We start from the raw sequence: 25,527 nt of genomic DNA, 5'->3' as shown, positions 1-25,527 counted from the left end.
AGAAACTCGATGACGAGCACCGTTACCGCCCCTGCCTGGGGTGTACGCGCGCCCGGCGCCGGTCGGGCGAGCCACATCGCTCCCGGCATGGAGTACCAGGGCACCACCGTCCAGCTGTGCGGCCTGTTCCCCTTCGTCGCCGGATCCGGAGCACCCACCATCGGCGTGCCCATCGGACGACACATGTTGTGGGGCGAGGTCGTCTGCCTCGACCCCCTCGAATGGCTCCGCGAAGGCCTCATCACCAACCCGGGGGTGTTCGTCCTCGGCCAGCCCGGCGTCGGGAAGTCCACCGTGGTCAAACGGCTCATCACCGGCATGACCGGGTTCGGCACCAGCGCGCTGATCCTCGGCGACACCAAGCCTGACTACACCCGGCTCGTCGAGCACCTCGGCGGGCAGGTCATCCGGGTCGGGCGCGGCCTGGACCGGCTCAACCCGCTGGACTCCGGCCCGCTGGGCAGCGCACTCGCCCGCATGGGCACCGCCGACGCCCGCCAACTGCGGCTGGAGATCCGCGGGCGGCGCATGTCGCTGCTGCTGGCGCTGTGTGCCCTCGTACGCGGACAGGCTCTCAACAACACCGAAGAGATCATCCTCGGACGTGCGATCGACGTACTCGCCGAGCGTCTCGACCGCGACCCCACAGTGCCCGACGTGCTCAGCCTGGTCGAAGCCGGCGCCGACGAGCTGCACGCCGCGGCCCGAGCACGCACCGACGGCGAGTACCGCCGCCGCGTCGACCAGCTCGTGCCCACCTTGGCGCTGCTATGCGAGGGCAGCCTGCGCGGGGTCTTCGACGGCCCGACCACCAGGCCGCTGGACCTGGACGCTCCGGCCGTCAGCGTCGACATCTCCCAGGTCGCCGCCGCCGGCGACCAACTCGTCGCCGCGGCGATGCTGTGCACCTGGGCGTACGGCTTCGGCATGGTCGACGCCGCGTCCGTGCTGGCCGACCAGGGCCTGGCGCCGCGCCGGCAGTACCTCGGCGTCATGGACGAGCTGTGGCGGGCGCTGCGCGGCGCATCCGGGCTGGTCGAGCACGCCGACGCGCTCACCCGACTCAACCGGCAGCGCGGCATGGCCAGCGTGATGGTCACCCACTCCCTCGCCGACCTCGACGCCCTCCCCACACCCGAAGACCGCGCCAAGGCCCAGGGCTTCATCGAACGCTCAGCCATCAAAATCCTCGCCGGACTGCCGCCACGCGAACTGAACCGCGTCAACGACGTCATCAAACTCTCCGGCCCCGAACGCGAGCTGGTGGCGTCCTGGGCCGCGCCGGAGGCCTGGTTCGCCGGCTCCGTGCACCCAGGCCGGGGCAAGTACCTGATCAAGACCGGTGAGCGCAACGGACTGCCGGTGTCGCTGACCCTCGTCGGCGAGGAATGGGAGCTCTACGACACCGACGCGGCAATCCGGCAGATGCAGCCATGAGCACCCGGCCGGTCGAACCGGGCGGTACCGCCGGCGGCCCGCTCACTCCGTTCCTGCTGCTCGGCCTGGTGTGGGCGGTGATCGCGCTGATGTGGCTGTCCTGGTTGGCGGGGCGGATCACCGCCGCCGTGACCGGGCAGCCTGCTGATGGTTCGGGCTTCGGGTCCGCGTACCTGGAACACCTGCTGCATGCCGACTGGACCGCACTCTGGCCCCGGGTATCCCCCACCGCGGTCGGTGCCGTCTACGCGGTGCTGCTGCTGGTGCTGGTTAGTGTGATCACCGTCGCGGCGGTGTGGTGGCAGGGGCGCAAGCCCCACGCGGAGGATCCGCTGCCGTCACTGGCCGGGCCGCCCGAGGTGCGGGCGATGACGTTGCCGGCGGTTGCCGCCAAGGCCCGACGCCTGCGACCCGGCCTGACTGATGTGCCGGTGAAGGAGATCTCGGCCGAGGCGGCCGGGGTAGTGCTCGGCGCGCACCGGCGCCGGCGCGACTCGGGCCCTCGGCTCTACTGCTCCTGGGAAGATGTCGTCCTCGCGGTGATGGCACCCCGCGCCGGGAAGACCACTGCCCTGGCGGTGCAGTCGATCCTCAACGCGCCCGGGGCGGCGCTCGCCACCAGCAACAAGCCCGACCTGTGGGCCACTACTGCGGCCGCCCGGGCCGAGCGCGGCACGGTGTGGGTGTTCGATCCGCAGTCCATCGCCCACGTGCCGCAGAGCTGGTGGTGGAACCCCCTCGCCGCCGTGGAGGACGTCGAGGACGCTCACCGGCTGGCTAACCACTTCGTCCAGCAGGTCCGCAACTCCCACGGCAGCGACGACTTCTGGGTCCAGGGTGCGCTGGACCTGCTCACCTCGCTGATCCTCGCTGCGGCGATCGAGGGTCGCACCCTGGCCTCGGTGCAAGCGTGGTTGTCGGACTCCACCTCCCGGGAGCCGGCCACCATCCTCAAGAGCCACGGCTTCGGCGCCTCCGCCCGAGCCATGTCCGGCCGTCAAGCGGGCGCTCCTGAGACCCGCGAAGGGCTCTACGAGACGGCCCGCACCGCCGCAGCCTGCCTGGCCAACCCGACCATCATGGCCTGGGTCACCCCACCGGACCGGCCACTGCCGGCGCTGGACGTCGAGGCGCTCGTCGAGAGCACCGACACCCTGTACCTGCTGTCCAAGGACGGCGCTGGCGCCGCCGCACCCCTCGTCGCCGGCCTGACCGACCAGGTGCTGCGCGCCGCGGTTACCGTCGCCGAAGCTCACGGAGGCCGGCTCGACCCACCGCTGGTCGCCTGCCTCGACGAAGCGGCGAACATCTGCAAGATCAGAGATCTACCGGAGCTGTACAGCCACTTCGGCAGCCGCGGCATCATCCCGCTGACCATCCTGCAGTCCTACCGCCAAGGCACCCGCGTCTGGGGCGATCACGGCATGGACGCCCTCTGGTCCGCAGCCACGGTCAAGCTGGTCGGCGCCGGCATCGACGACGCACGCTTCGCCGAAGACCTGTCCCGGCTCATCGGCGAACACGACGTCACCATCGCCTCCCGCAGCCGCGACGGGCAAGGCCGCACGTCGTACCAGACGTCCGTGCGTCGGCAGCGGATCCTCGACGCCGCGCAGATCCGGGCGTTACCGAAGGGCACGGCGCTGCTGTTCGCCACCGGCGTCAAGGTGGCCATGCTCGAATTGCTGCCCTGGTACGACGAGCCGAGCGCCGAGCGGCTGACCAGCGCCGTCGCCGCCTCCATAGCAGAGATGACCCGGCATGCGGAGCGCACGCATGCCGCTCGTCGGGTTCGGATGGCGCAACGCTCCTGGCGGGGCTGGGACCGCTGAAGCTAGCTTGGACATCGGAGGTAGTCCATGGGCGCACCTCGACTCACTCCCCCGTCCTCCTCGACACGCGGTGACGGGCTCGACGCCGGACGGCTAGTCACGGCCGTCGAAGCCGCGGTCACGTACTACCGCGACCAGCTCGCCCACGCCGACGGTCCCCGCGCGTACCTCGTCGGTCGCGGTCTCGGTGTTCTCGTTGAGCGGGAGTGGCCGTGGCGGGTCGGGTACGCCCCGCCTGGCTGGAGGTCGCTGACGCGTCACCTGCGTGCGCTGGGATTTGGTGACGATGAACTGGTTGGTGCGGGTCTGTCTAACCGCACGGGGGCGGGGCGGCTCATCGACGTGTTCCGTGACCGGATCGTGTTTCCGGTGCGCGATCCGGCTGGGCACGCGGTCGCGTTCTTGGGACGCGCGGGGCCTGGCACCGGTGACGGTGTGCCGAAGTACATCAACAGTCCAACGACTGCAATCTACGACAAGGGGCGGCTGCTGTTCGGGATGGCAGAGCAGCAGGAACGTCTTGATGCGCGATGGACGCCGGTCCTGGTAGAAGGGCCAGCGGATGTTCTCGCGGTGTGGCTGTCCTACTCGCGGTCGCGCGGCCCGGGAGCAGTGGCCCTCGCACCGTGCGGCACGATGCTGACAGGCCATCAAGCCGCGATGTTGCGTGAGCTGCCTGGCGCCGCAGACGGCATCGTGGCTGCGTTCGATGCGGATTCGGCCGGCCGCGCTGCAGTGGACCGGGCCTGGCAGCTACTGCGGGAGCCTCAGGCGCCTGGGCCGCTGCTGGTGGCTGAGTTCGCTGCCGATGCTGACCCGGCCGACCTGCTACGACGGTCGAACGGGAGGGCCCAGTTGCGGGCCGCGTTGCAGCGACGGGCAAGGCCGATGCTCGACGTAGTGGTGGATCACCGTCTCGCCCGACTAGTCGAGCGGCATCCACGCCTGTTGGAGGACATCGACGGTAGGTGCGCCGCAGTACGCGCCCTAGTGCCGCTGCTATATGAGGCGGCAAGCTCAGATGAGGCTGTCCGCGTTGGGCGACGCATCGTCGAGCTCACCGCGGTCGGGGTCGACACCGTCGCAATCGCCGCGCTCACGCGCCTTGTATGCGCTCTGAATCGCACCTAACTCGTAGATCTCCAGGTGAGTGCCGTGACCGGCGGCCAGTCGCCGACGGCCTCGCGCAGCCGGCGCAGGGTCTCGGTGTAGGTGACGCGGGTGCCGGGGTCGTCGCGGGACCGTTCAAGGAACACGTCGACGGCAACCACGAGCGCCACAGGGCGGCGGGCGGTCGGCAGCGAGATCGCGGACACCTCGGCGACCTCTTCTGACAACGTGACCCAGAGCAGGGCCGAGTCGCCTCCGCCGCGGTGATGGCGTGCCGCTCGATCTCTAGATCCTGTTCGAGAAATTAAGTTCTTATCTTGTAGATCGAAAATCTTGTCTGTACCTTTAGCGTCCTACCGCTGATGACAAGATTCAGCGCGATGCAGACAGCGAGCTACCCCCATGACGATCTCGATCGACCCCCTCCGCCTGTCAAAGCCGACCAACTCGAGCACCTACCTGGCCATCAAAACCAACCAGGGCGGCCGCACCGTCTACACAACCCGGGTGCCGCTGCTGGACCTACCCACGGTCCTGCCGCTGCCAGATCCAGAGAACGTCGACAAGGACAACCGCAAGGTCGACCCGCTGCACGCCAAGCGCTTCGGGGTCTACCTACACGAGAAGCAGGACTGGGTTGCCCCCGCCCTGCTCGCCCGGGACAGCGGCGGCTGCCGCTTCGAGCCCGTCGACGAGGCGGGGCAGGTCGGTTACCTCACCATTCCCTGGGCGATCGGCGGCATTTCGGCGATGCGCACCATCGACGGGCAGCACCGCATCCTCGGCGTTCACCTCGAGAAGCAGCGCATCTCCGAGGCGATCGCCGACCTCGACCGCACGATGGCGCGCAAGGTGAGCTCCGAGCGCGGTGCGAAGCTGCAGGCGGAGCGGGAGAAGCTGGTCGCCCAGCTGCAGCGCCTCGCCGACGAGTACGTCGGCCTCGACGTCTACGTCGAGCCGGACCCGATCAAGGCGCAGCAAATGTTCGTGGACGTCGCCGACAACGCCAAGGGCATCAGCAGCGCAGTCCGCGCTCGCTTCGACAATTACCGGGTCGCCAACCGCACACTCGGCGACATCGCCGAGCACCCCATGCTCAAGGGGCGCGTTGACGCTGAGCAGGACCGGATGACCCCGAAGAACCCCAAGCTCATGGGTGCCAAGCATGTCGCCGACCTCACCCGCGCCGTCATCGCCGGGCCCGGCGGCCGGATCAGCGCCAAGGCCGAGAAGACCATCTCCGACGGGGAGGTCATCGAAGAGGTCAAGGAATTCCTCGACGTCATCTCCACCGCGTTCACGGGCCTGGCTACCGTGACGGAGGAAGACCCCGACATCGAGCTGCGGGCCGGCGAACTGACCGAGGCGCAGAAGCTGCGGGCATCCTCGCTGCTGGGTTCCTCCGGGATGCTGCGGATCCTGGGTGGCGTTTTCCACAACCTGCGTGAGGGCGACAACCCGGCCGAGGCCGGCGACATCATCGCGTTCTTCAAGCAGCTCGACCCGTACATGGCTGCCCCGATCACCGAGAACAGCTTCTGGTACACCAACCCGGAGACCAAGGAGGACTTCGAGCTGAAGGCCATGGCCCCGATCATGCGCCAGCAGAACATCGTTCACCTAGTCAACGTGATCACCGGCTGGTACAAGAAACGCCCGGCCTTCCTGTAGACCTAGTCCAACGGGGCGGGGCTCAGACCATTGCTCTGAGCCCCAACCGGTCCTGCTGTGAGCGGTCAGCGACTTGCCGCGGCCCCGTCGACCAGCGCGCAGTGGCCGGTAGCCGTCGGTGTCGAGCTGGGCGAGTTCGCCGTCGCTGTCGACGGAGTGGGTGCCGCAAAAGTGGACGTTCTCATGGTGGGTCAGATGTGCGCCAGGACCTGGCGGCCGGTCTGGCGCAGAACTGCCACGCCGAGGGCCGTGGTACTCGGTGGACCAGCAGACGATCGCGTTAATGGCCAAGGTCAGGCACCACTTCTACTCAGTCTGCTGCTCGTGGGCCGGCGCGGAAGAGCGCCCTCGCCAGCGAACGCGAGGGAGCGGCGCAGGGCGTGCAGGTTCTCGCCCTTGTTCAGCTGCCGGACGATCCGGCGCCGGTCGGTCTCGTCGGCCAGGTACCGGGTGGCATAGATCCGGATTCTTCGCGGTCGTCGAGAGATGAGTGGGCCGAAGCCTTGCGCCGTTCACCGCTCCTGTCTGGCCAACCAAAGCGATGTCAGTCCCACCAATTCCACCAGTTCTCGGGTGCGGGCGCGGCCGGCACCTCCGGCGATGGGTGGTGTCGCGCTATCCCAAGGTCGTCGCTTGCAGCGCAGTTGCGGAACGGCCCGTCGTCGCCGCACAGGATGGGCAGCTGGTGGTCGAGCTCTCTCAACCAGGGCAGCATGCCGGTCATCTGCAACCGGGCCTGCTCCCAGCCATACCAGAGGGCGGTGAGCCGGGTGACCGCCTCGTCGTGGCGCCACCATCGCTCGCACCAATGCCACCGGGCCATGCCGACCTCACCGACCGGACGGGGAAAGGTCGGCAACAGATACATAGTTACCCACTCCTCGACCGTCGAGTACAGCGGCGGCTGATCATCCCCATCACCGGCTCGGACGCGTTCGGTCTGGACCTCCTGGAGGTCGTTAACCTGCTTCGTCAGCCTCGCCACCTCAGCGGCAAGCTCATCGAGTTGGGTTGCCGCCTCGTTGGGGGTCTGCTGGGACGAGCTGGCGGTCATCGAGCTCTGCCGCGCATTTGGACTGCGGTGGTCGCCGCCGCGGGCTGCTTGGCGGCGACTGCCGCGTCGACTTGGGCAACGCGAAGCTTGGGAAAGGCCAGCGTCCACGCGGGGGTCGCGAGGACGTCAGCGTTGTGGACTGAGGCGGTGGCGGCGGTGTGGTCAGCGTTCTCGTCGTGCACCACGCCCGCCGTCTGCCCGATCGCATGCTCGGCGACCGAGGTACGGGGATCGTCCAGCGTCCCACCGTCTCGGACTCCCTCACCCTGCTCAGCGGCAGCTCTGCCATGCAGGTCGCGGGCTAGAGCTTCCTCTACGTGACTGTGCGCGAGGCGGATGCCTTCGACCGGCCGTCCGTCGGCGTCGCCGGTCCTGATGGCCCGACGCATCTCTACCGTGAGGTCACGAAGGAGCTGCACGGGTTCGCCGGCGGGGAGTTTGCCGTTGGCACGCCACTGGCGCTGTAGCTCGTCGAGGGCTTCGGGCCGTACGTGTTCCGCCAGCTTCATTGCCTCTTGCCGGACAGCGGCGTCGAAGTCGTCGACCTGCCCACGGCCACCCCGCGGCAGAGCGGCGGGCCCGTCCGGGGTGATCCCCTGCCGGTCTGGCGTCCCGCCGTGGGCGCGAGCACCGTGCTGCCGGTAGCCCGCGCGGGCGTCGTTCTCCCACACTTCCCGGGCGGCGGCGCGCATGGCCTCGGGGATTGCGCTGCCGGCGTGCCGGTGTCGTTCGTAGGCGGCGATCAGGTCCGGGCGGAACTGGCGTAGTCGTTGCTCGGCGAAGTCTGCTGCCCGCCGGGCGACCGGGTCGGCGCCGGCGTGAATGGTCGCGGTGCGCCAGACCGCGGCGGCCTCGGCGAAGGTGGCCTTGTTGAGCAGCCAGTCGCCGTCGAGTGATGCTGCCATTCGTTCGCGGTCCGCGCGTACCTTGGCGGCCAGTCGGTCGGCTTCGCGGCGGGCTGCCGCAGCGGCCTGGTCGCGGTGGGCTTGGCGTTCGCGGTCGGCGGCCTTGTTCTGGATGCCGACGGCGGCCCAGCGGGCGCCGGCCTCGCCGACGGTTGCCATCGTGGCCAGCCCCTGCAGAAACTGGTGGCGGGTCTCGGCCATCGGGTCCTCGTGTTGCTGCGGGTACGGCACGTGCACCTCCCTTGCCTGCTCAGCGGCCACGTCCAGCGCGTCGGCCGCCTCCCACTGTCGGTTCGGGAATGGGCGTGGCAGTGTGCGGCAGCGCTACCGCCAGTTGCCGGCCACCCGCTACCAGCCGCAACGCATCGGCTGCGGCTCGCGCGGTCTCGGCCTGGTGTAGGCGCTGCTGTGACTTGCGTAGCTGCTCGAGGGTGTCGGCGAGGCGGGCCAGGTCCATCACCAGCGCGAGCGCAGCCACGGCGTCGTCGTCGCCGGAGATGCGGCCCATCAGCGCTACCAGCCGCGACATAACGCGCATCTCCTGGCCGCGGCCGGTGGGCCGACGGACCCGCCCGTACAGGTCCCGGGCCGCCCGGTCGAAGACCTCGGCGGCCCGGTGCAGCGGCCCGCGCCGGTCACCCTCTATCGCGTACGCCAGGCTGGTGAGCACATCTGCCGCGGCGACCGCGGTGGCCTGCGCCCGGCCCGGTTCGGTACGGGCAGCGCGGCGGATGTCGTCGGCGGCCGCGGTGGTCACCTTCGCGGCCTGGCGCATCGCCTCGACACGTTCGCTGCGGCCGACCGTTGGTGCCGTCTGCTGCGGTGTCGGGGTGCCCCAGCGCAGCCGCAGCTTGGGCAGGGTCATGTCGGGCGCCAGCCGGCCTCCGCCGAAGTAAACCGGATGTCCGCCCGCGGTCCGGGCGCCGGGTAGCGCCACCGCGTACCCGGTGATCTGCCGGGCGTCGGTGCTGCTACGCCGCAGTCGGACCAGCACCCCTGCGTCCCGGAGCCGGGTGAAGAACTCCTCCTCCGAACCGGCTGCGGCCACGGCTCTGCGTACGCGCCGGCGCAGCTCGTCGCGGGGCGTCTGGGCGCGGCCGGTGCGGCGGGCCTTGCTGACCTCTACCGGGTGGGGACGGCGGTGGGCGGTCCGGTCCGCCGGCGGGACCTGGCGGTGCAGGTTGTAGCGACGCGCGACGTTGTAGGTGGCCTCGACGCAGCGCGGGTAGTCGTTGCGCATCCAGTTGGTACGCCCGTCCTCACGCACCAGCGTGGCGACGATGTGCACGTGGTCATCGGCATGGCGCATAGCGATCCACCGCAGGCCCGGATCAGTCGCGGTAGTGGCGATCCCGACCTCGGTCAGCATCTGCACCGCCATGCCCGCCCACGTCGAGTCACTGATAGTCCGGCGCCGGTCCTCGGGCGCCAGCCGCATGCTGGCGTGCCAGACGAACTTGTTCGGCGGCCGGTAGCCCGCGCGGACCGGTTGCTCCAGTAGCGCGGTCAGCGTCCGAAAGTCACGCCTGCCGCCGACCGTAACGTTCGGCTCCAGTTCCGTCAGCGGACCTGCGCCGTCCCAGGCGGCCACCAAGTGGGGGTTGGTGTGCTCCTCCGCCTTGCCTGGTCCCCAGAGGTAGCGCAGCAGTCCGCCGACCCGCGAGCCGCGTCGGTGCACACGCGTAATCACCGTAGTCTCCGGTGGACCAAGGAGATCACCTCGTCAAGCCGAGCCACCGCTGCGGCGCAGAGTCGAACGGCGTCGATGGTCCAGTCCGGGAGCTGGCCGGTGGCGTTGAATGCCGTAGCGGCCTGATTGACGTTGTTGCCGAACATCACCACGGCGCGACGAGCGGCGAATAGCTCGTGCTGCAGGTCGCGTAGCCCGCCCTTCGCGTCGCTGGGAGCTTGGCTGGCGGTCGCGGCGGCAACGGCTGCCTTGGCCGCGTATCCCGTGGAGGTCAGGCTCGCGGCTGCGGCCGCCGCGTCGATCGCGGCCTTCTCCTCATCGGACAGCCGGAGCAGCATCGCGTGCGGCCGGCCCGGCCGCTGATGGGCACGGTGCCGGGCCTTCCGGGGTGGGGCGGGCTGATCGTTGTCCATCGCAACCACTGTGTGCCCCCGGCGCTGCCGGCAAGTGAGCGTCCGCGGCTACCAGCGCCTTGTCGGCGTACGAGGTCTCGGCCACGTATGCCTGAGTGTGGTCCGTCCGCCTACCCACCAATGACCCTCCGGTAGAGACCAGCTCGGGCTCCGTCTGCCACCCAGGTCTGGGAAGGCCAAGTTGGGTGCCTGCCCGACCTGCTGGCGTCGTAGCGGCGCCCGGCGGGCGCTGCATTAGTCATTCGAGAGCAAGCCGACCCGCACCGCAGCCGCGCAGCGGCGAGGAGCGGAAGCGGCGCGGTAGCAGGTATAACCCTGCGGCCTCCGCGCTGCCAGCGCCGTCCGTCACGCCACGCCTGGGCGTGGGCCTGAGACTGTTCCCGCTCGTCCGTACCCACCTGGCCGCACTCAACCCGAACGCCCATATGGGGCCGGCACCGCGGGCGGCGACTCGCCTCCATTGCCGATCTGCGACCGCGCCCGGTCGCAGATCGATAAGCAATGGCCATATCTTGCTCTCCGATCTCATTGCCGCGATGGCACGCATACTCAGGCGAGCCCGGTTAGGAGGGACGGGAAGGAGGACTTGGCCGACCTGCACCAGCGAGCCGCTCCATCGGGCGCCGGTATGGGATCGTCCAGCGGCGATGCGTTCCAGGTGCAGGAACTCGATCTCGCGACACACCAATCAGACGGGCGAGTGGGCTAGGGTGTCCTCTAATCGACCGCCCGACCGACAAAGGCGTGTGACGAGCAGAGTGCCCGACTCCCTGCCCACCTCCGTCGCGATGCGCGTTCGCGACCGGCGCGCTCTCCTGTGGGCGTGCCAGGCCCACGACCTCCGGCCGGGCGAGAAACCGCACGATTATGACGTCGCCTCGGCTACGGCGGCCGTGCGGTACCGCCTCCAGCCGGAACCGCTCGATCTGCTCGCCGCCTCGTACTACTGGGAGGCGGTGTGGCTAGAGGGTGCCGCGAGCCCGCTTCTGCCGGCACTCAAGGCCGCAGCGCACAAGGCCGAACGAGACGTCCGGCAGATCGTTCTGCTCGCGGCCGACGAAGACGCCTCGGCGCAGCTATCCTCCCGCGAGTTCCTGCCAGTCTGCGTCCTGCCCGGCGTGCTCGACCCGGACGCGGCCGCCGCCTCCCGCTACGGCGCCGTACGCGGGCGTGCGCGGGAGCGGACCGCGTGGGCGCTCGCCGAGCGGCTGCGCCAGTACCGGGAACGCATCCTAATCGTCCTCGGAGGCCGGGAGGACAACGATCTAGAGCGGCTATCCGAAGTCCTCGAGGACTGCCCGATCATCGACCTGGAAGTTCTTCTCGTCTGGCCACCGGAGGCGCCGGAGCCCCGCCTGCCGGCGAATCCGTCGATTATCGTGCACGTTTGGCGCGGCACGGAGAACGACCTCCTCGCGGCCATGGCCGAGGCCGGCGCCCCGCACGCCTCCGACGTTCCGCGGCACACCGTGCGCACTGGAAACCGCACCGTAAACCTGAGTATCCGTGAGGTCGACCGGATCCTCGCCCGGTTCTCGCTCCTCACCGAGCAACACATCGCCCCGGCGACGACGTTCACGATGGAGAACCTGCTCGCCTTCCTCAACGGCAACCTGGAGGACTGGTCGGCGTATAGCGTCGGCCTCCCGGTCGAGCGCGACTACCGGACACAGGACAAGCCGCTGGAGGAGGACGTCCTCGCGATACTTCGGCAAGTGCAGGCCAGTCCGGGGCCTGCGTCGACGTACGTCATGCGGCTTCCGGCCGAGCCCGGGGCCGGGGCGACTACGCTGCTGCGGGCTGCGGCGTACGCGGCGGCCCGGGAAGGCTTCCCCACTCTCGTCCTGCGTCCCGAACAGATCGCCATCGACCACGAGGAGTTGTCGGCCTTCGCCACTACTCTCTCGGAGAGGGCGCTCGCCCTCGGCCTCGAGCAGGTTCCGCCGCTGCTCATCGTCATCGACGTCGAGCATAACCAGCGAGGCATAGCGGCGCGGGGCATCGCCGGCTCTCTCGCCCGACAAGGCCGATCGGCCGTCGTGCTGCACGCCGTAGCCGCCGAGGCGGAGGCCGACATCGAGCGCAGGACGCGGCGGGCCGCTGTGCTCCCGGTGCTAAGCGCCGGGCTGGCCGCGGAGGAAGTCGAGCGGTGCCGCCTCACCCTTTCACAGATGGTGGAGCGGTTTGCGCTCCCGATCGCCGTCCCGTCCATGTACCAATGGCAGCGGTACGACCAAGCGACCCGATGGCGGCTGGGCGACGGCGGCCGGACGGCGTCGCTATTCTGGGTCGCGCTGCGGTTCTTCCTTATCGAGGGCATGGCGCTGCCCGAGGCCGAGCAGGCGCAGAGCTTCTTGGGCCGATGGATCACGCAGCGGAGCGAGGCGATCGAAGACGCCTCGGTGCACGACATCGTGACCTACGTGGCCGCGATGTCCTCGTTCCGCCTACCGAGCCCGATCTGGACCGTCATTCGGCCCGCCGTTGGCGGCACCTACCCATCGAATCTCTCCGCGGCCATCCGGCAGCTCGATGGCATCGTGACTTGGGGTGGGCCGGTCAAGGGCCTCGACGAGGACGTCGTCCGGTTCCTCCATCCTGCGCTCGCACACGCCTATCTCGAGCACCATGCCGACGCGCGCTCGGCAGCCGCGCGGATGCACCAGCTCGTTCCCGTCCTCAGTGCGCTGTCGCCCGGCAGCAGCGCGGACATCTGGGTTGCCGAGTCGCTCGCGAAGGACGTGCTGGCGCCCAAGTTCGAAGAGCGCGACCCTGACTGGAACTGGCGGCTGCAGACCTTCGAGCTTATTCCGCCCGCAGTCCGCGACCAGAGCAAGGCCATCCTGCACCACTGGGCGCGATCGTTGTACCGGTCGGTCGACCAACGCACGCCGCGCCTCGATATCGACCAGCGGCTCAAGCGCTTTGCGAGTGCCGTGGAAAAGCTGGAAAGAGCCGCCGACCTGCCGCGCCGCTCCGGGCGCGACGAGCACCCCAGTCACCTCTACACCACCCTCGGCACGGCGTACTACCGCTACTCCCTGGCTCTGCAGCAGGCGGACCTCGTGGCTGACGGGGCGGAGTCTTGGACCAGCGCCTGCACCGCCTTCCAGAGGGCGATCGAGCTCTCCGGGGGCGTAAACATGGAAGCGCTTCTCGCCTTCAGCCGCCGCCTGCTCGACCATGCGAAGGCGGCCGGCGCCGAGGAGCAAATGGTCAAGGCGTCCGACGTGACGCAGGCGCTAGAACTGCTCGACGAGGCCGATGACGTGGCCGAGAACTACTTGGCTCCCGACCCAGTCTGGGTCCAGCAGGTCGCGATGTACCGTGCCGAGGCGCTCTCCCGGCTCAGTGAAGAGCTCGGCGAGGCGTATATTGGCAAGCTGATCAACTCGGCCGACCCCGAGCTCGGTTACTACTGCAAGGCCAGGCTCTGCCTGCTGAGCAACAAGGAAGCTAAGGGTGTCAACGACGCCCTCGCCATCCTCGACGAGGCGGAGCGCGCCGGGGTGGCGCTGGGAACCCGCTCGGTGAGATTGCGGATCTCCCTGCTCGAGCGCCAGCCGATTCAGCGCCGCAACTTCGGCCTGCTGAAGGGGCTATACCGGCGGTTGGACGCCGAGCTCTCTGATACGGCCCGCCCGCTGGATCTCTTCCGCTACGCAGTGCTCTGCTACCAGACTGGCGACTATCGAGAAGGGGCCGAGCGTTTCCGGCAGCTCCGCGCGCGGTTCCGCAGCGAGGACGTCCCCGCCATTCGCATGTACGACATCTGGCGGGAATCGGCCGACCCGGAACAGCCCCGGCTGACTCAGATGCGGGTGGACCACCGGATCACCGAGTGGCGGGCGCAGGGCTACCTGCTCGACCTGCACCAGACCGTGCCGTTCCGGCCGCGCCATTTCTCGCCATCGCCGGACCGGGGTCAGATCGTCACCTGCGCCATCCGGTTCGAGTCGAACGGACCCCTCGCCGTGCCGCCCCGCTTCGTCGAACCGTCCACGGCAGCCCGCCGGTTGCCGAAGACCCCGTAGCGATGAGGCAGGAAACCCTGAGTGACTCCCAACGCGACTTGCTGGAGCTGCTCCAGAACGCAGTAGTTGTTTCGAGTCGGTTCCCGGCCGTGCTGCTCACCGGACCGTCCGGGTCGGGGAAACGGACCCTGGCCCGGTGCCTCGCGGACGGCATGGGTGTGGACTTCACGGAGGTTCCGGCCGGCGATTCCGTTGATTCCCTGTCCTCGATGCTTTTCGGCACACTGGCCGACGCACGGCGGGCGAGCATCGACGGCGCCGCGCCCGGGCTGCTCGGGCAGGAGAGGGCGCATGTCCTGTTTCTGTCCGGCCTGCAGGATCTCCCGGTTGACTTCGCGCAGCGGTTACGGACGGCCATTTCGGAACGACGGTACACCGACACCCTCGGGACTAGCTGGCGAGTCGCGGAGGACATCATCATCGTCGGTTCCCGGCGCATAGCCGCCGATTCCCCAATTCCGATGGACCACTGGCTCTGGACGGCGTTCGGGCGACGCGTTGACGTCCCGGTTCCGTCCGAGCCGTCCTGCGTCGTAACAATCGCGGCCAGCATGCTGGCGTCAATGGTGGGACGATCCACTCTCACCGGCGACAGCGATCTACCCGCGGTGCTGCGCTCGGTGGCCGGCGCGTGCGACCACCTGCATCTGCTGCGCCGCGTGCTCGCGGCAGCCTGCGCGTTCGACGTAACGCGGCCGGTTGGCACGACCGCGGTCCTCGAGGTGCTGCCGCAGGAGACGCGGTGGCTGCTGGCCAACGTGCTCTACCGCGGACGCGAGCTCTCCGAGGAGGATTTGCGACTCTGGCTGGATCAGTTCCCGGGTGTCCTCCGACCCGTCGCGCTGGGGCTCTTCCGGTCGGTCGCGAAACGGTACTTCGTCGGGACCGACCAGTTTTACCGAGCGCTTGGCCACCTCATCGACACCTCCGGGATTCCCGCTTACGGTGGGGTGTCGTTCTGCCGGTGGCAGCAGCTTGGTGCCAGCGGCCCGCGCATGGCGCACGCCCTCAAGAACCAGGGCAACTGGCGCCGCCTCGCCGAGATCAATCTGCAAGATGCGGAAGATGAGTGGCCGGACTTCGATGGCAACCCGCCGGAGTGGTTCGTCGTTACCGATGACTTCGTCGGCTCAGGCAGATCCTTGCGCGCCTGCACGAAAGGGGACGACGCACCCCTAAAGCGGCTTCTCCGGCGGTTCCCGTATGCGAAGGTGAGGATTCTCGTCGTTGTGGCGTTCGAGGCCGCGCTGCAGCATGTCGTCGCCGATCTTTCGGCGTTCCGGGACCGGGTAGAGGTTGGCGCGTACCAGCTGCTCGGTGACCGCGACCGCTGCTTCACCGAGACAAGTGAGATCATCACCGACCCGCATCACCGAAACCTGCTGTCGGCCTTCTGCACTGCGGGCGACGGCCCGCTGCGAGTCGGAAGAAGGTTTCGCCTGGGCTATGGGAACCTGGGCGCCCTGGTTGTCTTCCACGACACCGTGCCCAACAACAGCCTTCCGCTGCTCTGGTATGCCAGCGACTCGTGGCAGCCCCTGTTCCCTGCGGCCGGCTGAGTCAGGGCCACTCTCGGACGATCACGGACGACGGGTCCGGGGGCGCGCCGCCCGCGTTCAGGTCAGGGGCCAGGCGGACCGCCCTCTGATCGTAGCTGACCGCGCCTATGCGCAACCGAGCTGGCGGCACTCGGCGGCCTGCCGGTCACCGGCGCTCCGTCACGCCAGGAGGCAGCAGGTGCCGCAACCGAACCTCACCCAGATCAGAATTTGCGGGGGTCAGAACATGCTGGGCCAGCAAGACCAGCATTGCGTCATGCAGTTCGACAACGGCCTTCAGCACCAGGCGTGCATCCCGAAACGCACTCTTCCCCCGATGAGACAGGTTCGAACGGATTTGGTAGTAGTAGCGTGCACCACCAGTGAAGTCCGCCTTCAACGCGAACTTCTCGGTGGGTTTTCTGCTGTCCACGACGCTATCGGGCTTGGCGGTCACGGTCTCGAGCGCAGCTTGAAACGCGAGGTCCTCGTCCAGTAGGCAAACCCGGGGCCAGGGATCTCGCGCTGGCCCGTAGCGCAGCGCCGTATATCGCTCCACGACGCTCCACAGTAAGAGGTAGGATGCCTGAAGGCGGAAGAACTGACGCCAGAAGTCAGGGCCGTCCGGTTGCGCCTGCACGCCATTCGGCGCGGACTCCCACACGAGCCGCCGAACCTCGGCCAGTCCCTCACCAAGCACTGGATCATGACGGGCTGACCATTCCAGTAAAGGATCTCCGGAGACTCCGCGTTGCAGCTTCGTGCCGGCGAGAACGTTGGCCGCGACGCGACGGCCGTCGTCAGTCACGGCCTCGGTTGTCTCCCAGCTGTACTGGGTACCTGGCTCAAAGTCAGTCACTAGACTCCAGGCCTCATCCGCCTTGCCCGCACGGAAGAAGAGAAGAAAGCCTCGGACGCGTCCGGCAGCCAAGGAATCGAGCAACGGCAGTCCATCACGCAGCCTGATCACACCGGCAGCGGTAGCCTCAACCAGTCGGCCGTAGTCGACAAACGGCTTAATCAGACCGAAGGCCAGCTCTCCGGGCTTCAGCGAGCCGTAGACAAACAGCGGAAGGTCTTGGTCCTGTGGCGGCAGGAGGGATGGCATGAGCCATTGTCTCTCATGTATCAGACCTGCCGACGTCCAGGACGCACGCCTCAGCAGGATGGACCACAACCTCGTCCGCCCCGCCACGGGCACGCCCCGATAGGCTCCGTCGCCCACGGCGATTCTGCCGCTAGATGGGCCGCACGGACCACGGAATAACTACCGGCGTGACCAGTCGTCGACCCCGCCGGCTGCGGTGCCATCAAGGCGTTCGGTGGCGGCATGCCGCGGCGGGTGCTTCGAAAACCGCGGCGTTACCAACGTTCCGGGTCATGCTGCAGGAGACGGCAACGCCACAAGCAACGCTCGAACCGGATGGTCGTGTCGAGGCATGTCAGACCGTGCCTCTCCAGCCGGACGCCTTGGCGTCCGCCCCCTCGACCTAAGGAGCAGGGTGATGACCGTCAGCACTCTCAACCGGGACGAGCTACTCCAGCTACCCGCGATGGTCGATCTCGCGACCGCCGCTCGCGCTCTCGGCGTTGGCCGCACGAAGGCTTATGAACTGGCGAAGACCGGCGCCTTCCCTTGCCCGGTGCTTCGGATCGGAAGCACCTACCGCGTACGTACGGCGGACCTGCTTAGCCTCGTAGGCATCGAACGGCAGCAGCCTGGCCGCGTGGACCCTCCAGCCCGGACGGACACCTGACTACGTCTATCGCTGACGGCCGGCCTCGTCGGGCGCAGCGGCCACCCACGGCGGCCGGTACCGCCCGGCGAGCACGTCGTCAACGAGCAGCGCGACGATCCCGGACGGCGTGAGGTCAGGCCTCATCGCCGTCAATCTCTCCAGCTCCGAAGGTGTGAGCCGGATCTTGACCTGCTGATCCCGTCTCTCACGGGCCGGCAGCGGCGGCAGGTTCTCGGCGACAGGACGCTGTCGCGGCATGCCTCAACTCCTCGGACTGTCGGAACGGCTAGGCAACGAGTCGAGGTTGCCACATCCCACACCGCCTATCACCAACCACCGACTCCTGAACAAATCGCGACCGCGAATAGGTACCGTTTTTCGGTACCATCGAGTCAAGTGCGCAGTAGCTTCACGCACGAGACCAGGGCGGCAGCCCATCCCTCATGGAAGGAACAGGACGCACGTGAGCGCCTCGGACCCGATCAAGAAGGTCACCCTTCGCAACGGCAAGACCCGCTACCGGTTCGTCCTCGACGTCGGGCGTAAGCCCGACGGACGTCGTGACCAACGGACTTACACGTTCGACACCAGGAAGGAAGCCAGGGCGGAGTACGCCCGGATCAAGCACGAGACCGACCGTGGCACGTACGTCAAACCCGGCAAGATCACGGTCGACGAGTTCCTCGACGAGTGGCTGATGTCCGCCACCCGCGATGTCGAGAAGGCCACCACCGCGAATTACCGCGACGCGCTCCTGCCGGTCCGCGCCCGCCTCGGCACCAAGGCGCTCCAAGACGTCACCGAGGCCGACATCGAGGCGCTGATCGACTGGATGCTCACGGAGGGACGGCGCCGTGGCGGCAAGCCGGGAACTGGGTTGGGCGTCCGGTCGGTCCGCCTGACTCTCGGCCGGCTCCGGACCGCGCTGAACGTCGCGGTTCGCCGTCAGCTGGTGGTGCGAAACGTGGCGGCGTTCGTGGCCATCCCCCGGGCAGCGGCGAAGGCCGCCGCCGAGGAAAAGGCGAAGCGCAAGCCCTGGACCCAGGACGAGGTGAAGGCGTTCCTGGCCGGCATCGCCGGCGAGCGCCTGTATGCCCCCGGCCTGCTGTCGCTCATGGGTCTGCGGCCCGCTGAGGTGTGCGGGTTGCGGTGGTCCGATGTCGACTTCGAGGCTGGCACGATCGCCGCCGGCGACAACACCCGGACGCTCGTCGACGGCGAGGTCGAAGAGAAGGAGGCCAAGTCCGCGGCCGGCAAGCGCGGGCTACCGATGCCCGCCACGGTCGCGAAGGCGCTGAAGGCCTTCCAGACCCTGCAGAAGAAGGAACGCCTGCAGGCGGGCGAGGCATACGTCGACAGCGGCTACGTCCTGGTCGACGAGCTCGGCCGCCCGCAACGCACCGACTGGCTGCGCCGCCGGGTCTACAAGCTGATGGAGAAGGTCGGCGTGCGGAAGGTGCGGCCCTACGACGCCCGTCACGCCTGCCTGACCTACCTCGCCGGCGCCGGGGTGCCCGACGTCGTGCTGGCGGCCTGGGCCGGCCACGCGGACGGCGGCACGCTGGCCAAGCGGGTCTACGTCCACCCGGACAGCAGCCACCTCAAGGTCGCGGCTGAACACCTGGAATCAGGCCTGTTCGGCTGACTCCGGTGACACGAATTTCAGCAGTACGCGCGTACGTGATGAATTGTGAGACAGAACAGCAAGAAGGCCTCGACCCACCGAAGTGAATCAAGGCCCTGACCTGCTTGTTTACTGTCGGGACGGCCGGATTCGAACCGACGACCCCTTGACCCCCAGTCAAGTGCGCTACCAAGCTGCGCCACGTCCCGATGCCCCCGCCAGGTCTCCCCCGCGGCGGCCGGTACAGCTTAGCGCAGGATCTTCGCACCGTGCGCAGAGGCCCCTCCCGCGCCGCGCGCCACACCCCCTAGAGCATCCTAGGAGGGTGGGCGCGACAACAACGCGGCAAGCAGGGCCTCAGCCGTGGGCCTTGCCCCGGCCGCCCGGGCCGAGCTTCTTGCGCGGGCGTACCGAGATCTCGATCGGGCTGCCCTCGAAGCCGAACTCCTCGCGGAGCTTGCGCTCGACGAAGCGCTGATACCCCGCGTCGAGCGGGCCGGTGGTGAACAGCACGAACCGCGGCGGCGCCGCCCCGGCCTGGGTGGCGAACAGGATGCGTGGCGCGCGTCCACCGCGTACCGGGTGCGGGGTGGCCTGGACCAGCGCGGTGAGCCACTGGTTGAGCTGCGCGGTGGGGATGCGCGTCTCCCAGCTCGCCAGTGCCTTCCGCAGCGCGGGCGCGAGCTTGTCGACCGCGCGGCCGGTCTTCGCGGACAGGTTGAGTCGGATCGCCCAGGGGATGCGCCGCAGCTCCCGGTCGATCTCCTTGTCCAGGTAGTAGCGGCGGTCACCGTCGACCAGGTCCCACTTGTTGAAGGCGATTACCAGCGCCCGGCCGGACTCGACGACCATGGTGAGGATCCGCTGGTCCTGCTCGCTGATCACCTCGCTGGAGTCGATCAGCACCACGGCGACCTCGGCCGCCTCGATCGCCGAGGCGGTGCGCAGGCTGGCGTAGTACTCGGTGCCGCTGGCCTTGCCGACCCGTTTGCGCAGGCCGGCGGTGTCGACCAGCTGCCACGTCTCGCCGCCGATCTCGACCAGGCTGTCGACCGGATCGACAGTGGTGCCGGCCACCGAGTCGACCACCGCCCGCTCCTCGCCGGAGAAGCGGTTGAGCAGGCTGGACTTGCCGACGTTGGGACGGCCGACCAGTGCCACCCGGCGCGGACCGCGCGGCCGGTTCTCCACGATCTTCGGCGCCTCGGGCAGCGCGTCCAGGATGGCGTCGAGCAGGTCGCCGGAGCCGCGACCGTGCAGCGCCGAGACCGGGAACGGCTCACCGAGGCCGAGCGACCACAGCGCGGTCGCCTCCATCTCGATGGTGGTGTTGTCGGCCTTGTTCGCGACCAGGATGACCGGCTTCGCGCTGCGGCGCAGCATCTTCACCGCGGCCTCGTCCACGTCGGTCGAGCCGACCATGGCGTCCACCACGAACAGCACCACGTCGGCGGTGACCACCGCGATCTCGGCCTGGGCGGCGATGGCCGCGGCACGGTCCTTGGCGTCGGGTTCCCAGCCGCCGGTGTCCACCACCGTGAACGCCCGGCCGTTCCACTGTGCGTCGTAGGGCACCCGGTCCCGGGTCACGCCGGGGATGTCCTCCACGACCGCCTGCCGGCGGCCGATGATGCGGTTCACCAGCGTGGACTTGCCGACGTTGGGACGGCCGACCACTGCCACCACGGGCTGCGGGCCGGTCGGCTCACCGGAGTCGGCCTCCGGCTCGCGCAACTCCACCCAGCCTTCGAAATCCTCGCTCACGCGACACCCCGCTCGGTGAGCATCTCGCGCAAGCGGGCCACGACCTCGTCGATGCCCAGCTCGGTGGTGTCCAGCACCACCGCGTCGGGGGCCTGCTGCAGCGGGTTGACCTTGCGGGTCGAGTCGAGCCGGTCCCGGCGGGCCAGGTCGGCGGCGGTCGCTGCGACGTCGGCGGCGTCCTCGGCGCTGCGCCGCTTCGCGCGCGCCGCCTCGGAGGCGGTCAGGTACACCTTCAGGTCCGCGTCCGGCGCGACCACCGAGCCGATGTCCCGGCCTTCGACAACGATGCGGCCCGCGTCGGCGATCACCCGCCGCTGCCGGTCCACCAGCAGCTCGCGTACGGCGGCGACGGCGGCCACAGCGGAGACGGCTCCGGTCACCTCGACGCCGCGGATGGCGGTGGACACGTCGGTGCCGTCGACTGTCACGGCGTACCCCTGGGGGTCGGTGCCGATGCGGAGGTCGGCCTCAGCGGCGACCTTGGCCACCGACTCGGCGTCGGTGAGTTCCACGCCGGAGCGCAGGACCGCCCAGGTCAGCGCCCGGTACATGGCGCCGGTGTCGAGGTAGCGGGCGCCGAGGCCCGTCGCCAGTCGCCGCGACACGGTGGACTTCCCCGAACCGGACGGCCCGTCCACAGCGACCACGCATCGCCCGGCCGGTACGTTTTCCTCCACCGTTGTCCTCCTCAGCCCGTACCTCGCAGGTCGCCCGATATGTCCGGCGCCGTTGAGCGGATGGTTCTGTCGTCAATTCTGCCCGCGCCGCGCGGGCGTCCCGCCGGGCCGGCATGTGTGCCGGGCCGCGGACCGCGTCGAAGCCTACCGGGAGCGGTACCCGGATCGGCGGGTCAGTCACCCACCGCCTTGAACAGGGCGGCGACCTCCGCGTTCGTGAGCCGCCGCATCCGCCCGGTGCGCAGGTCGCCGAGCTTGATCGGCCCGATCGAGGTACGGATCAGACGGGACACCGGGTGTCCCACCTCGGCCATCAGGCGCCGGACGATGTGCTTGCGCCCCTCGTGCAGGGTCAGCTCCACCTGGGCGGATTTACCGAGCGTGTCGACCAGCTTGAACCCGTCGACCTTCACCGGCCCGTCCTCCAGCTCGATGCCGGCGGTCAGCCGCTTGCCCAGGTTGCGCGGGATCGGCCCGGCCACCTCGGCGAGGTAGGTCTTGAGCACCTCGTACGACGGGTGCATGAGCTTGTGGGCCAGGGTGCCGTCGTTTGTGAGCAGGAGCAGGCCCTCGCTGTCGGCGTCCAGCCGCCCGACGTGGTAGACCCGCTGCTCCAGTCGCGCGCCGATGAAGTCGGCGAGCTCGGTGCGGCCCTTCTCGTCGGCCATCGTGGTGACCACTCCACGCGGCTTGTTCATCGCCACGTAGACCAGGCGGACGTCGGCCTGGAGCCGCTCCCCGTCGACGACGATCACGTCGCGGGTCGGGTCGGCCTTGTCGCCGAGCTGCGCCACCCGCCCGTTCACGGTGACCCGGCGCCGGAAGATCAGGTCTTCGCAGGCGCGCCGGGAACCCACCCCCGCGGCGGCGAGCACCTTCTGGAGGCGCTCGGCGCCCTCGTACACGGGGGCGTCGGGCTTCGGGGCACGGTCATCGCGTCGCATCGGCAAGCTCTTCTACGTCGTCGGGAAGGAACGGGGCGAGCGGCGGCAGGTCGTCCACCGAGTTCAGCCCCAGCTTCTCCAGGAACATGGTGGTGGTCCGGTAGAGGTAGGCCCCGCTGTCCGCTTCGGTGCCGCACTCCTCGACCAGGCCGCGACCCACCAGGGTACGGAGCACCCCGTCGCAGTTGACACCCCGGATGGCCGAGATGCGCGAACGGGTCACCGGCTGCCGGTAGGCGACCACGGCGAGGGTCTCCAGCGCGGCCTGGGTCAGCCGCACGGACTGCCCGTCCAGTACGAACCGCTCCACGTACGTCGCGTATTCCGGCCGGGTGTAGAGACGCCAGCCACCCGCCGCCCGGCGCAGGTCGAACCCGTGCTCGGCCGCGGTGTACCCGGCAGCGATCTCGTCGAGCATCGCGCCGACCCGCTCGGGGGCCTGTTCGAGGACCTCGGCCAGCACCAGCTCGCTGACCGGCTGGTCCACCACGAGCAGGATCGCCTCCAGGGCGCCGCGCAGCTCCGCGTCGTCCAGGACCGGCGCGGGCACCGGTTCCGGCACGGCTCGCCGGCGTACCCGCTTAGCGGGTACGCCGTCAGCACCCGCCTGCTGCCCCGCGTCCCGCGCGGTCATGGCGGCGTCGTCCCCGGCCCCGCTCTCCCCCGAGATCTTGGTACGGTCCCGCCCTCCGAGGGGCGCCCCCGTGCCAAGATCCGTCCCGATCGTGGCGATCTTGGAAGGAAATGGCCCCTCTGGGGGCCCTTCGCTTCCAAGATCTGCGGAGGACTCCGACGCGGTGTCCGTGATGTCGGGGTCCGGGTGCTCGGCGGGCGAGTCGGAGTCGTCCGGGGCGGGCTTGGGCGGGGCGGGGCGCTCCCACGGGGGCACCCATGCGGCGGCCTGGTCGGCCAGGGAGTCGCGGCGTTCCTCGTCGCTCATCCGTTCACTCCTGCGTCGGTGCGGGTTCGCCCGCCGCCTCGGCGGGCATGGCGGCGTCGGATGCGGCATCTGCGGCGACGCCGCTCGGCACCGCGGCGCCGGCGGATTCGGCGGCATCGCCGGCCACCGCGGCAGGGTCGCCGGCCACCGCGGCCGAGTCGCCGGCCGGAGCAGCGGCGTCGGCTGGCGCGGCGGGGACGGACGCAGTCGTGGGTTCGGGGCTGCCGGCGTACTCGTCGACTGTCAGCTCGGCCTCGCCGCCGGCCGGGCCGGTCCAGCGGACTGTCAGTTCCTCCAGCGCCTGCTCCTGCACGAACGCCACGAGGCCCTGCCGGTACAGCTCCAGCAGCGCCAGGAACCGGGCCACCACCTCGAGCGTCATCTCGCAGTCGGCGCAGAGCAGCGAGAACGTGGCGACCCCGGCGCGGCGCAGCCGGTCGGCGATGATGCCGGCGTGTTCCCGGACGCTGACCCGGACCATGTGCACGTGCGCGATCGAGACCTCGGGCACCGGCTTCGGGCTCATCGCCCTGACCGCGAGCGTACGCAGCCGCTCCGGACCGATGCCGAGCACCAGGTCGGGCAGCGCCTCGGCGTACCGCGGTTCGAGGGTGACCGCCCGCGGGTAGCGCCGGCCGCCGACCGCCTCCAGCTCGGCGATGTGCGCGGCGGCCTCCTTGTACGCCTTGTACTGCAGGAGCCGGGCGAACAGCAGGTCCCGCGCCTCCAGCAGCGCCAGGTCCTCCTCGTCCTCGACCTCGGCCGAGGGCAGCAGCCGGGCCGCCTTCAGGTCGAGCAGCGTGGCGGCGACGAGCAGGAACTCGCTCGTCTCGTCCAGGTCCCACTGGTCGCCCAGGGCGCGCAGGTACGCGATGAACTCGTCGGTCACCTTGTGCAGCGCGACCTCGGTGACGTCCAGCTTGTGCTTGCTGATCAGCTGGAGCAGCAGGTCGAACGGGCCGGTGAAGTTGTCCAGCCGGACGGTGAAGCCACTCGCCTGTTCGCCGGTGCCCGGGTCGGCGGGCACCACACCGTCGACCTCGGCGGCCAGCTCCGCGGCGACGGCGGGGTCGCCGGGGCCGTGCGGCGGGTCGAGGGGCGGTGCGGTCACCGGGAAACCGTAGACGACGCGGCGGGCGGCCGGCGTGCGCCCTACCGGTCCGCCTGGGCGGCGATGACCTCCCGGGCGAGCTGCCGGTAGTTGCGCGCGCCGGAGGAGGCCGGGTCGAGGGTGGTGATCGGGGCACCGGCCACCGTGGACTCGGGGAACTTCACCGTCTTGGTGATGACGGTCTGGTAGACCTTGTCGCCGAACGCCTCGACCACCCGCTGCAGCACCTGGCGGCAGTGGGTGGTGCGGCTGTCGTACATGGTGGCGAGGATGCCTTCGAGTTCCAGGTCGAAGTTGAGCCGCTCGCGCACCTTGTCGATGGTGTCCAGCAGCAGCGCGACACCGCGCAGGCTGAAGAACTCGCACTCCAGCGGGATGAGCACGCCGTGCGCGACGGTGAGCGCGTTGATCGCCAGCAGGCCCAGCGAGGGCTGGCAGTCGATCAGGATGAAGTCGTACTCCTTGCGGATGGTCCGCAGCACCCGCGCCAGTGCCATCTCGCGGGCGACCTCGTTGACGAGCTGGATCTCGGCGGCAGAGAGGTCGATGTTCGCGGGCAGCAGGTGCAGGCCGGCCACGTCGGTCTTGATGAGGACGTCCTCGGCGGTGACGTCGTCCTGCATCAGCAGGTTGTAGACCGACAGGTCCAGGTTGTGCGGGTTGACGCCCAGCCCGACGGAGAGGGCGCCCTGCGGGTCGAAGTCGACGAGCAGCACCTTGCGGCCGTACTCGGCCAGGGCCGCGCCCAGGTTGATGGTCGTCGTGGTCTTGCCGACGCCACCCTTCTGGTTGGCCATCGCGATGATCCGCGCCGGGCCGTGCCGGTCGGTCGGCATGGGTTCGGGGATCGGCTTGCGCATGGTGTACGCGGCCGGGTCGGCGGGGCCGAGATCGGCACCGAGCGTCGCCTGCTGCTCACGGAGCTCCGACGTCCAGGTCTCGGCACGGTCACCGTTTCCTGCCATGTCCTCGTTGCCCCCTCCCGACGACCACCCGGCGTCGGAGCCGTCCGACGTCCCTCGCGGCGCCGCTGCGCACCCCCGG

20 protein-coding genes, 1 tRNA gene and 1 pseudogene are annotated in these 25,527 nt (G+C 69.4%); 8 read left to right on the top strand and 14 right to left on the bottom strand.

Annotated features, from left to right (window positions below; translation table 11 throughout):
• Positions 1–9 precede the first annotated feature (9 nt).
• Genes O7546_RS10095 through O7546_RS10085 form a run of 3 tightly spaced genes read left to right on the top strand, consistent with a single transcriptional unit; the run spans position 10 to position 4,400 of the window.
• On the top strand, positions 10–1,437 hold the full coding sequence (locus tag O7546_RS10095; protein ID WP_281600774.1) for a hypothetical protein: 1,428 nt from the start codon (positions 10–12) through the stop codon (positions 1,435–1,437).
• The gene (locus O7546_RS10090; RefSeq protein ID WP_281600773.1) at positions 1,434–3,269 is read left to right on the top strand and encodes a type IV secretory system conjugative DNA transfer family protein; all 1,836 of its coding nucleotides are present in this window, start codon (positions 1,434–1,436) and stop codon (positions 3,267–3,269) included. Before O7546_RS10095 ends, O7546_RS10090 begins: the two co-directional genes overlap by 4 nt.
• 27 nt (positions 3,270–3,296) lie before the next feature.
• Entirely contained in the window at positions 3,297–4,400 is a 1,104-nt protein-coding gene (locus O7546_RS10085) for a toprim domain-containing protein (RefSeq protein WP_281600772.1), read from the top strand.
• Here O7546_RS10085 and O7546_RS10080 read toward each other — a convergent pair.
• On the bottom strand, positions 4,397–4,585 hold the full coding sequence (locus O7546_RS10080) for a hypothetical protein (RefSeq protein ID WP_281600771.1): 189 nt from the start codon (positions 4,583–4,585) through the stop codon (positions 4,397–4,399). The genes O7546_RS10085 and O7546_RS10080 overlap by 4 nt on opposite strands.
• A gap of 196 nt (positions 4,586–4,781) precedes the next feature.
• On the opposite strand from O7546_RS10080, the gene O7546_RS10075 reads away from it, so the two are divergent.
• On the top strand, positions 4,782–6,050 hold the full coding sequence (locus O7546_RS10075) for a DNA sulfur modification protein DndB (protein ID WP_281600770.1): 1,269 nt from the start codon (positions 4,782–4,784) through the stop codon (positions 6,048–6,050).
• Between the two features lie 206 nt (positions 6,051–6,256).
• Here O7546_RS10075 and O7546_RS30740 read toward each other — a convergent pair.
• From O7546_RS30740 to O7546_RS10050, 5 genes and pseudogenes are all read right to left on the bottom strand, one after another.
• Positions 6,257–6,511: pseudogene (locus O7546_RS30740) on the bottom strand (Tn3 family transposase); the annotation flags it as partial.
• Positions 6,512–6,594: 83 nt separating this feature from the next.
• Positions 6,595–7,104, bottom strand: a complete 510-nt coding sequence (locus O7546_RS10065; protein ID WP_281600769.1) for a DUF4913 domain-containing protein — start codon at positions 7,102–7,104, stop codon at positions 6,595–6,597.
• On the bottom strand, positions 7,101–8,270 hold the full coding sequence (locus tag O7546_RS10060) for a hypothetical protein (RefSeq protein ID WP_281600768.1): 1,170 nt from the start codon (positions 8,268–8,270) through the stop codon (positions 7,101–7,103). The genes O7546_RS10065 and O7546_RS10060 overlap by 4 nt, the downstream gene beginning before the upstream one ends.
• A complete protein-coding gene (locus O7546_RS10055) occupies positions 8,260–9,687 on the bottom strand; it encodes a relaxase (RefSeq protein ID WP_281600767.1) in 1,428 nt (475 codons plus the stop codon). The genes O7546_RS10060 and O7546_RS10055 overlap by 11 nt, the downstream gene beginning before the upstream one ends.
• An 8-nt stretch (positions 9,688–9,695) precedes the next feature.
• Entirely contained in the window at positions 9,696–10,112 is a 417-nt protein-coding gene (locus tag O7546_RS10050) for a hypothetical protein (RefSeq protein WP_281600766.1), read from the bottom strand.
• A 758-nt stretch (positions 10,113–10,870) separates the two neighbouring features.
• Between O7546_RS10050 and O7546_RS10045 the strand changes: the two genes are divergently transcribed.
• The gene (locus O7546_RS10045) at positions 10,871–14,146 is read left to right on the top strand and encodes a hypothetical protein (RefSeq protein WP_281600765.1); all 3,276 of its coding nucleotides are present in this window, start codon (positions 10,871–10,873) and stop codon (positions 14,144–14,146) included.
• Between the two features lie 89 nt (positions 14,147–14,235).
• A complete protein-coding gene (locus O7546_RS10040) occupies positions 14,236–15,705 on the top strand; it encodes a sigma 54-interacting transcriptional regulator (RefSeq protein WP_281600764.1) in 1,470 nt (489 codons plus the stop codon).
• Positions 15,706–15,850: 145 nt separating this feature from the next.
• On the opposite strand, the gene O7546_RS10035 is transcribed toward O7546_RS10040, so the two are convergent.
• A complete protein-coding gene (locus O7546_RS10035) occupies positions 15,851–16,792 on the bottom strand; it encodes a hypothetical protein (protein ID WP_281600763.1) in 942 nt (313 codons plus the stop codon).
• Between the two features lie 397 nt (positions 16,793–17,189).
• Between O7546_RS10035 and O7546_RS10030 the strand changes: the two genes are divergently transcribed.
• Both O7546_RS10030 and O7546_RS10025 read left to right on the top strand, forming a co-directional pair.
• Positions 17,190–17,441 (top strand): helix-turn-helix domain-containing protein, encoded by a 252-nt coding sequence (locus O7546_RS10030; RefSeq protein ID WP_281600762.1) that lies wholly within the window; start codon positions 17,190–17,192, stop codon positions 17,439–17,441.
• A 445-nt stretch (positions 17,442–17,886) separates the two neighbouring features.
• Positions 17,887–19,068: a tyrosine-type recombinase/integrase gene (locus tag O7546_RS10025; protein ID WP_281600761.1), complete on the top strand. Its 1,182-nt coding sequence runs from the start codon at positions 17,887–17,889 to the stop codon at positions 19,066–19,068.
• A gap of 114 nt (positions 19,069–19,182) precedes the next feature.
• Here O7546_RS10025 and O7546_RS10020 read toward each other — a convergent pair.
• The 7 genes from O7546_RS10020 to O7546_RS09990 form a co-directional block, all read right to left on the bottom strand.
• Positions 19,183–19,256: transfer RNA gene (locus tag O7546_RS10020), tRNA-Pro, on the bottom strand.
• Positions 19,257–19,404: 148 nt separating this feature from the next.
• Positions 19,405–20,787, bottom strand: coding sequence for a ribosome biogenesis GTPase Der (der, locus tag O7546_RS10015; protein ID WP_194800118.1), 1,383 nt, complete (start codon positions 20,785–20,787; stop codon positions 19,405–19,407).
• A 20-nt stretch (positions 20,788–20,807) separates the two neighbouring features.
• Positions 20,808–21,488: a (d)CMP kinase gene (gene cmk / locus O7546_RS10010; RefSeq protein WP_194799867.1), complete on the bottom strand. Its 681-nt coding sequence runs from the start codon at positions 21,486–21,488 to the stop codon at positions 20,808–20,810.
• A gap of 173 nt (positions 21,489–21,661) precedes the next feature.
• Positions 21,662–22,432 (bottom strand): pseudouridine synthase, encoded by a 771-nt coding sequence (locus O7546_RS10005; protein WP_194799866.1) that lies wholly within the window; start codon positions 22,430–22,432, stop codon positions 21,662–21,664.
• Complete coding sequence (gene scpB / locus O7546_RS10000; protein WP_281600760.1) at positions 22,419–23,372, bottom strand: SMC-Scp complex subunit ScpB; 954 nt, start codon at positions 23,370–23,372, stop codon at positions 22,419–22,421. Before scpB ends, O7546_RS10005 begins: the two co-directional genes overlap by 14 nt.
• A gap of 4 nt (positions 23,373–23,376) precedes the next feature.
• Positions 23,377–24,483, bottom strand: a complete 1,107-nt coding sequence (locus tag O7546_RS09995) for a ScpA family protein (RefSeq protein WP_281600759.1) — start codon at positions 24,481–24,483, stop codon at positions 23,377–23,379.
• Positions 24,484–24,524: 41 nt separating this feature from the next.
• Positions 24,525–25,448 (bottom strand): AAA family ATPase, encoded by a 924-nt coding sequence (locus tag O7546_RS09990; protein WP_013285595.1) that lies wholly within the window; start codon positions 25,446–25,448, stop codon positions 24,525–24,527.
• Positions 25,449–25,527 lie beyond the last annotated feature (79 nt).

It is taken from the genome of Micromonospora sp. WMMA1976 (genome assembly GCF_027497335.1).
Lineage (GTDB): Bacteria > Actinomycetota > Actinomycetes > Mycobacteriales > Micromonosporaceae > Micromonospora > Micromonospora aurantiaca.
Note: the sequence above shows the minus strand (reverse complement) of the source record. Positions and strands in the feature narration are given on the sequence as shown.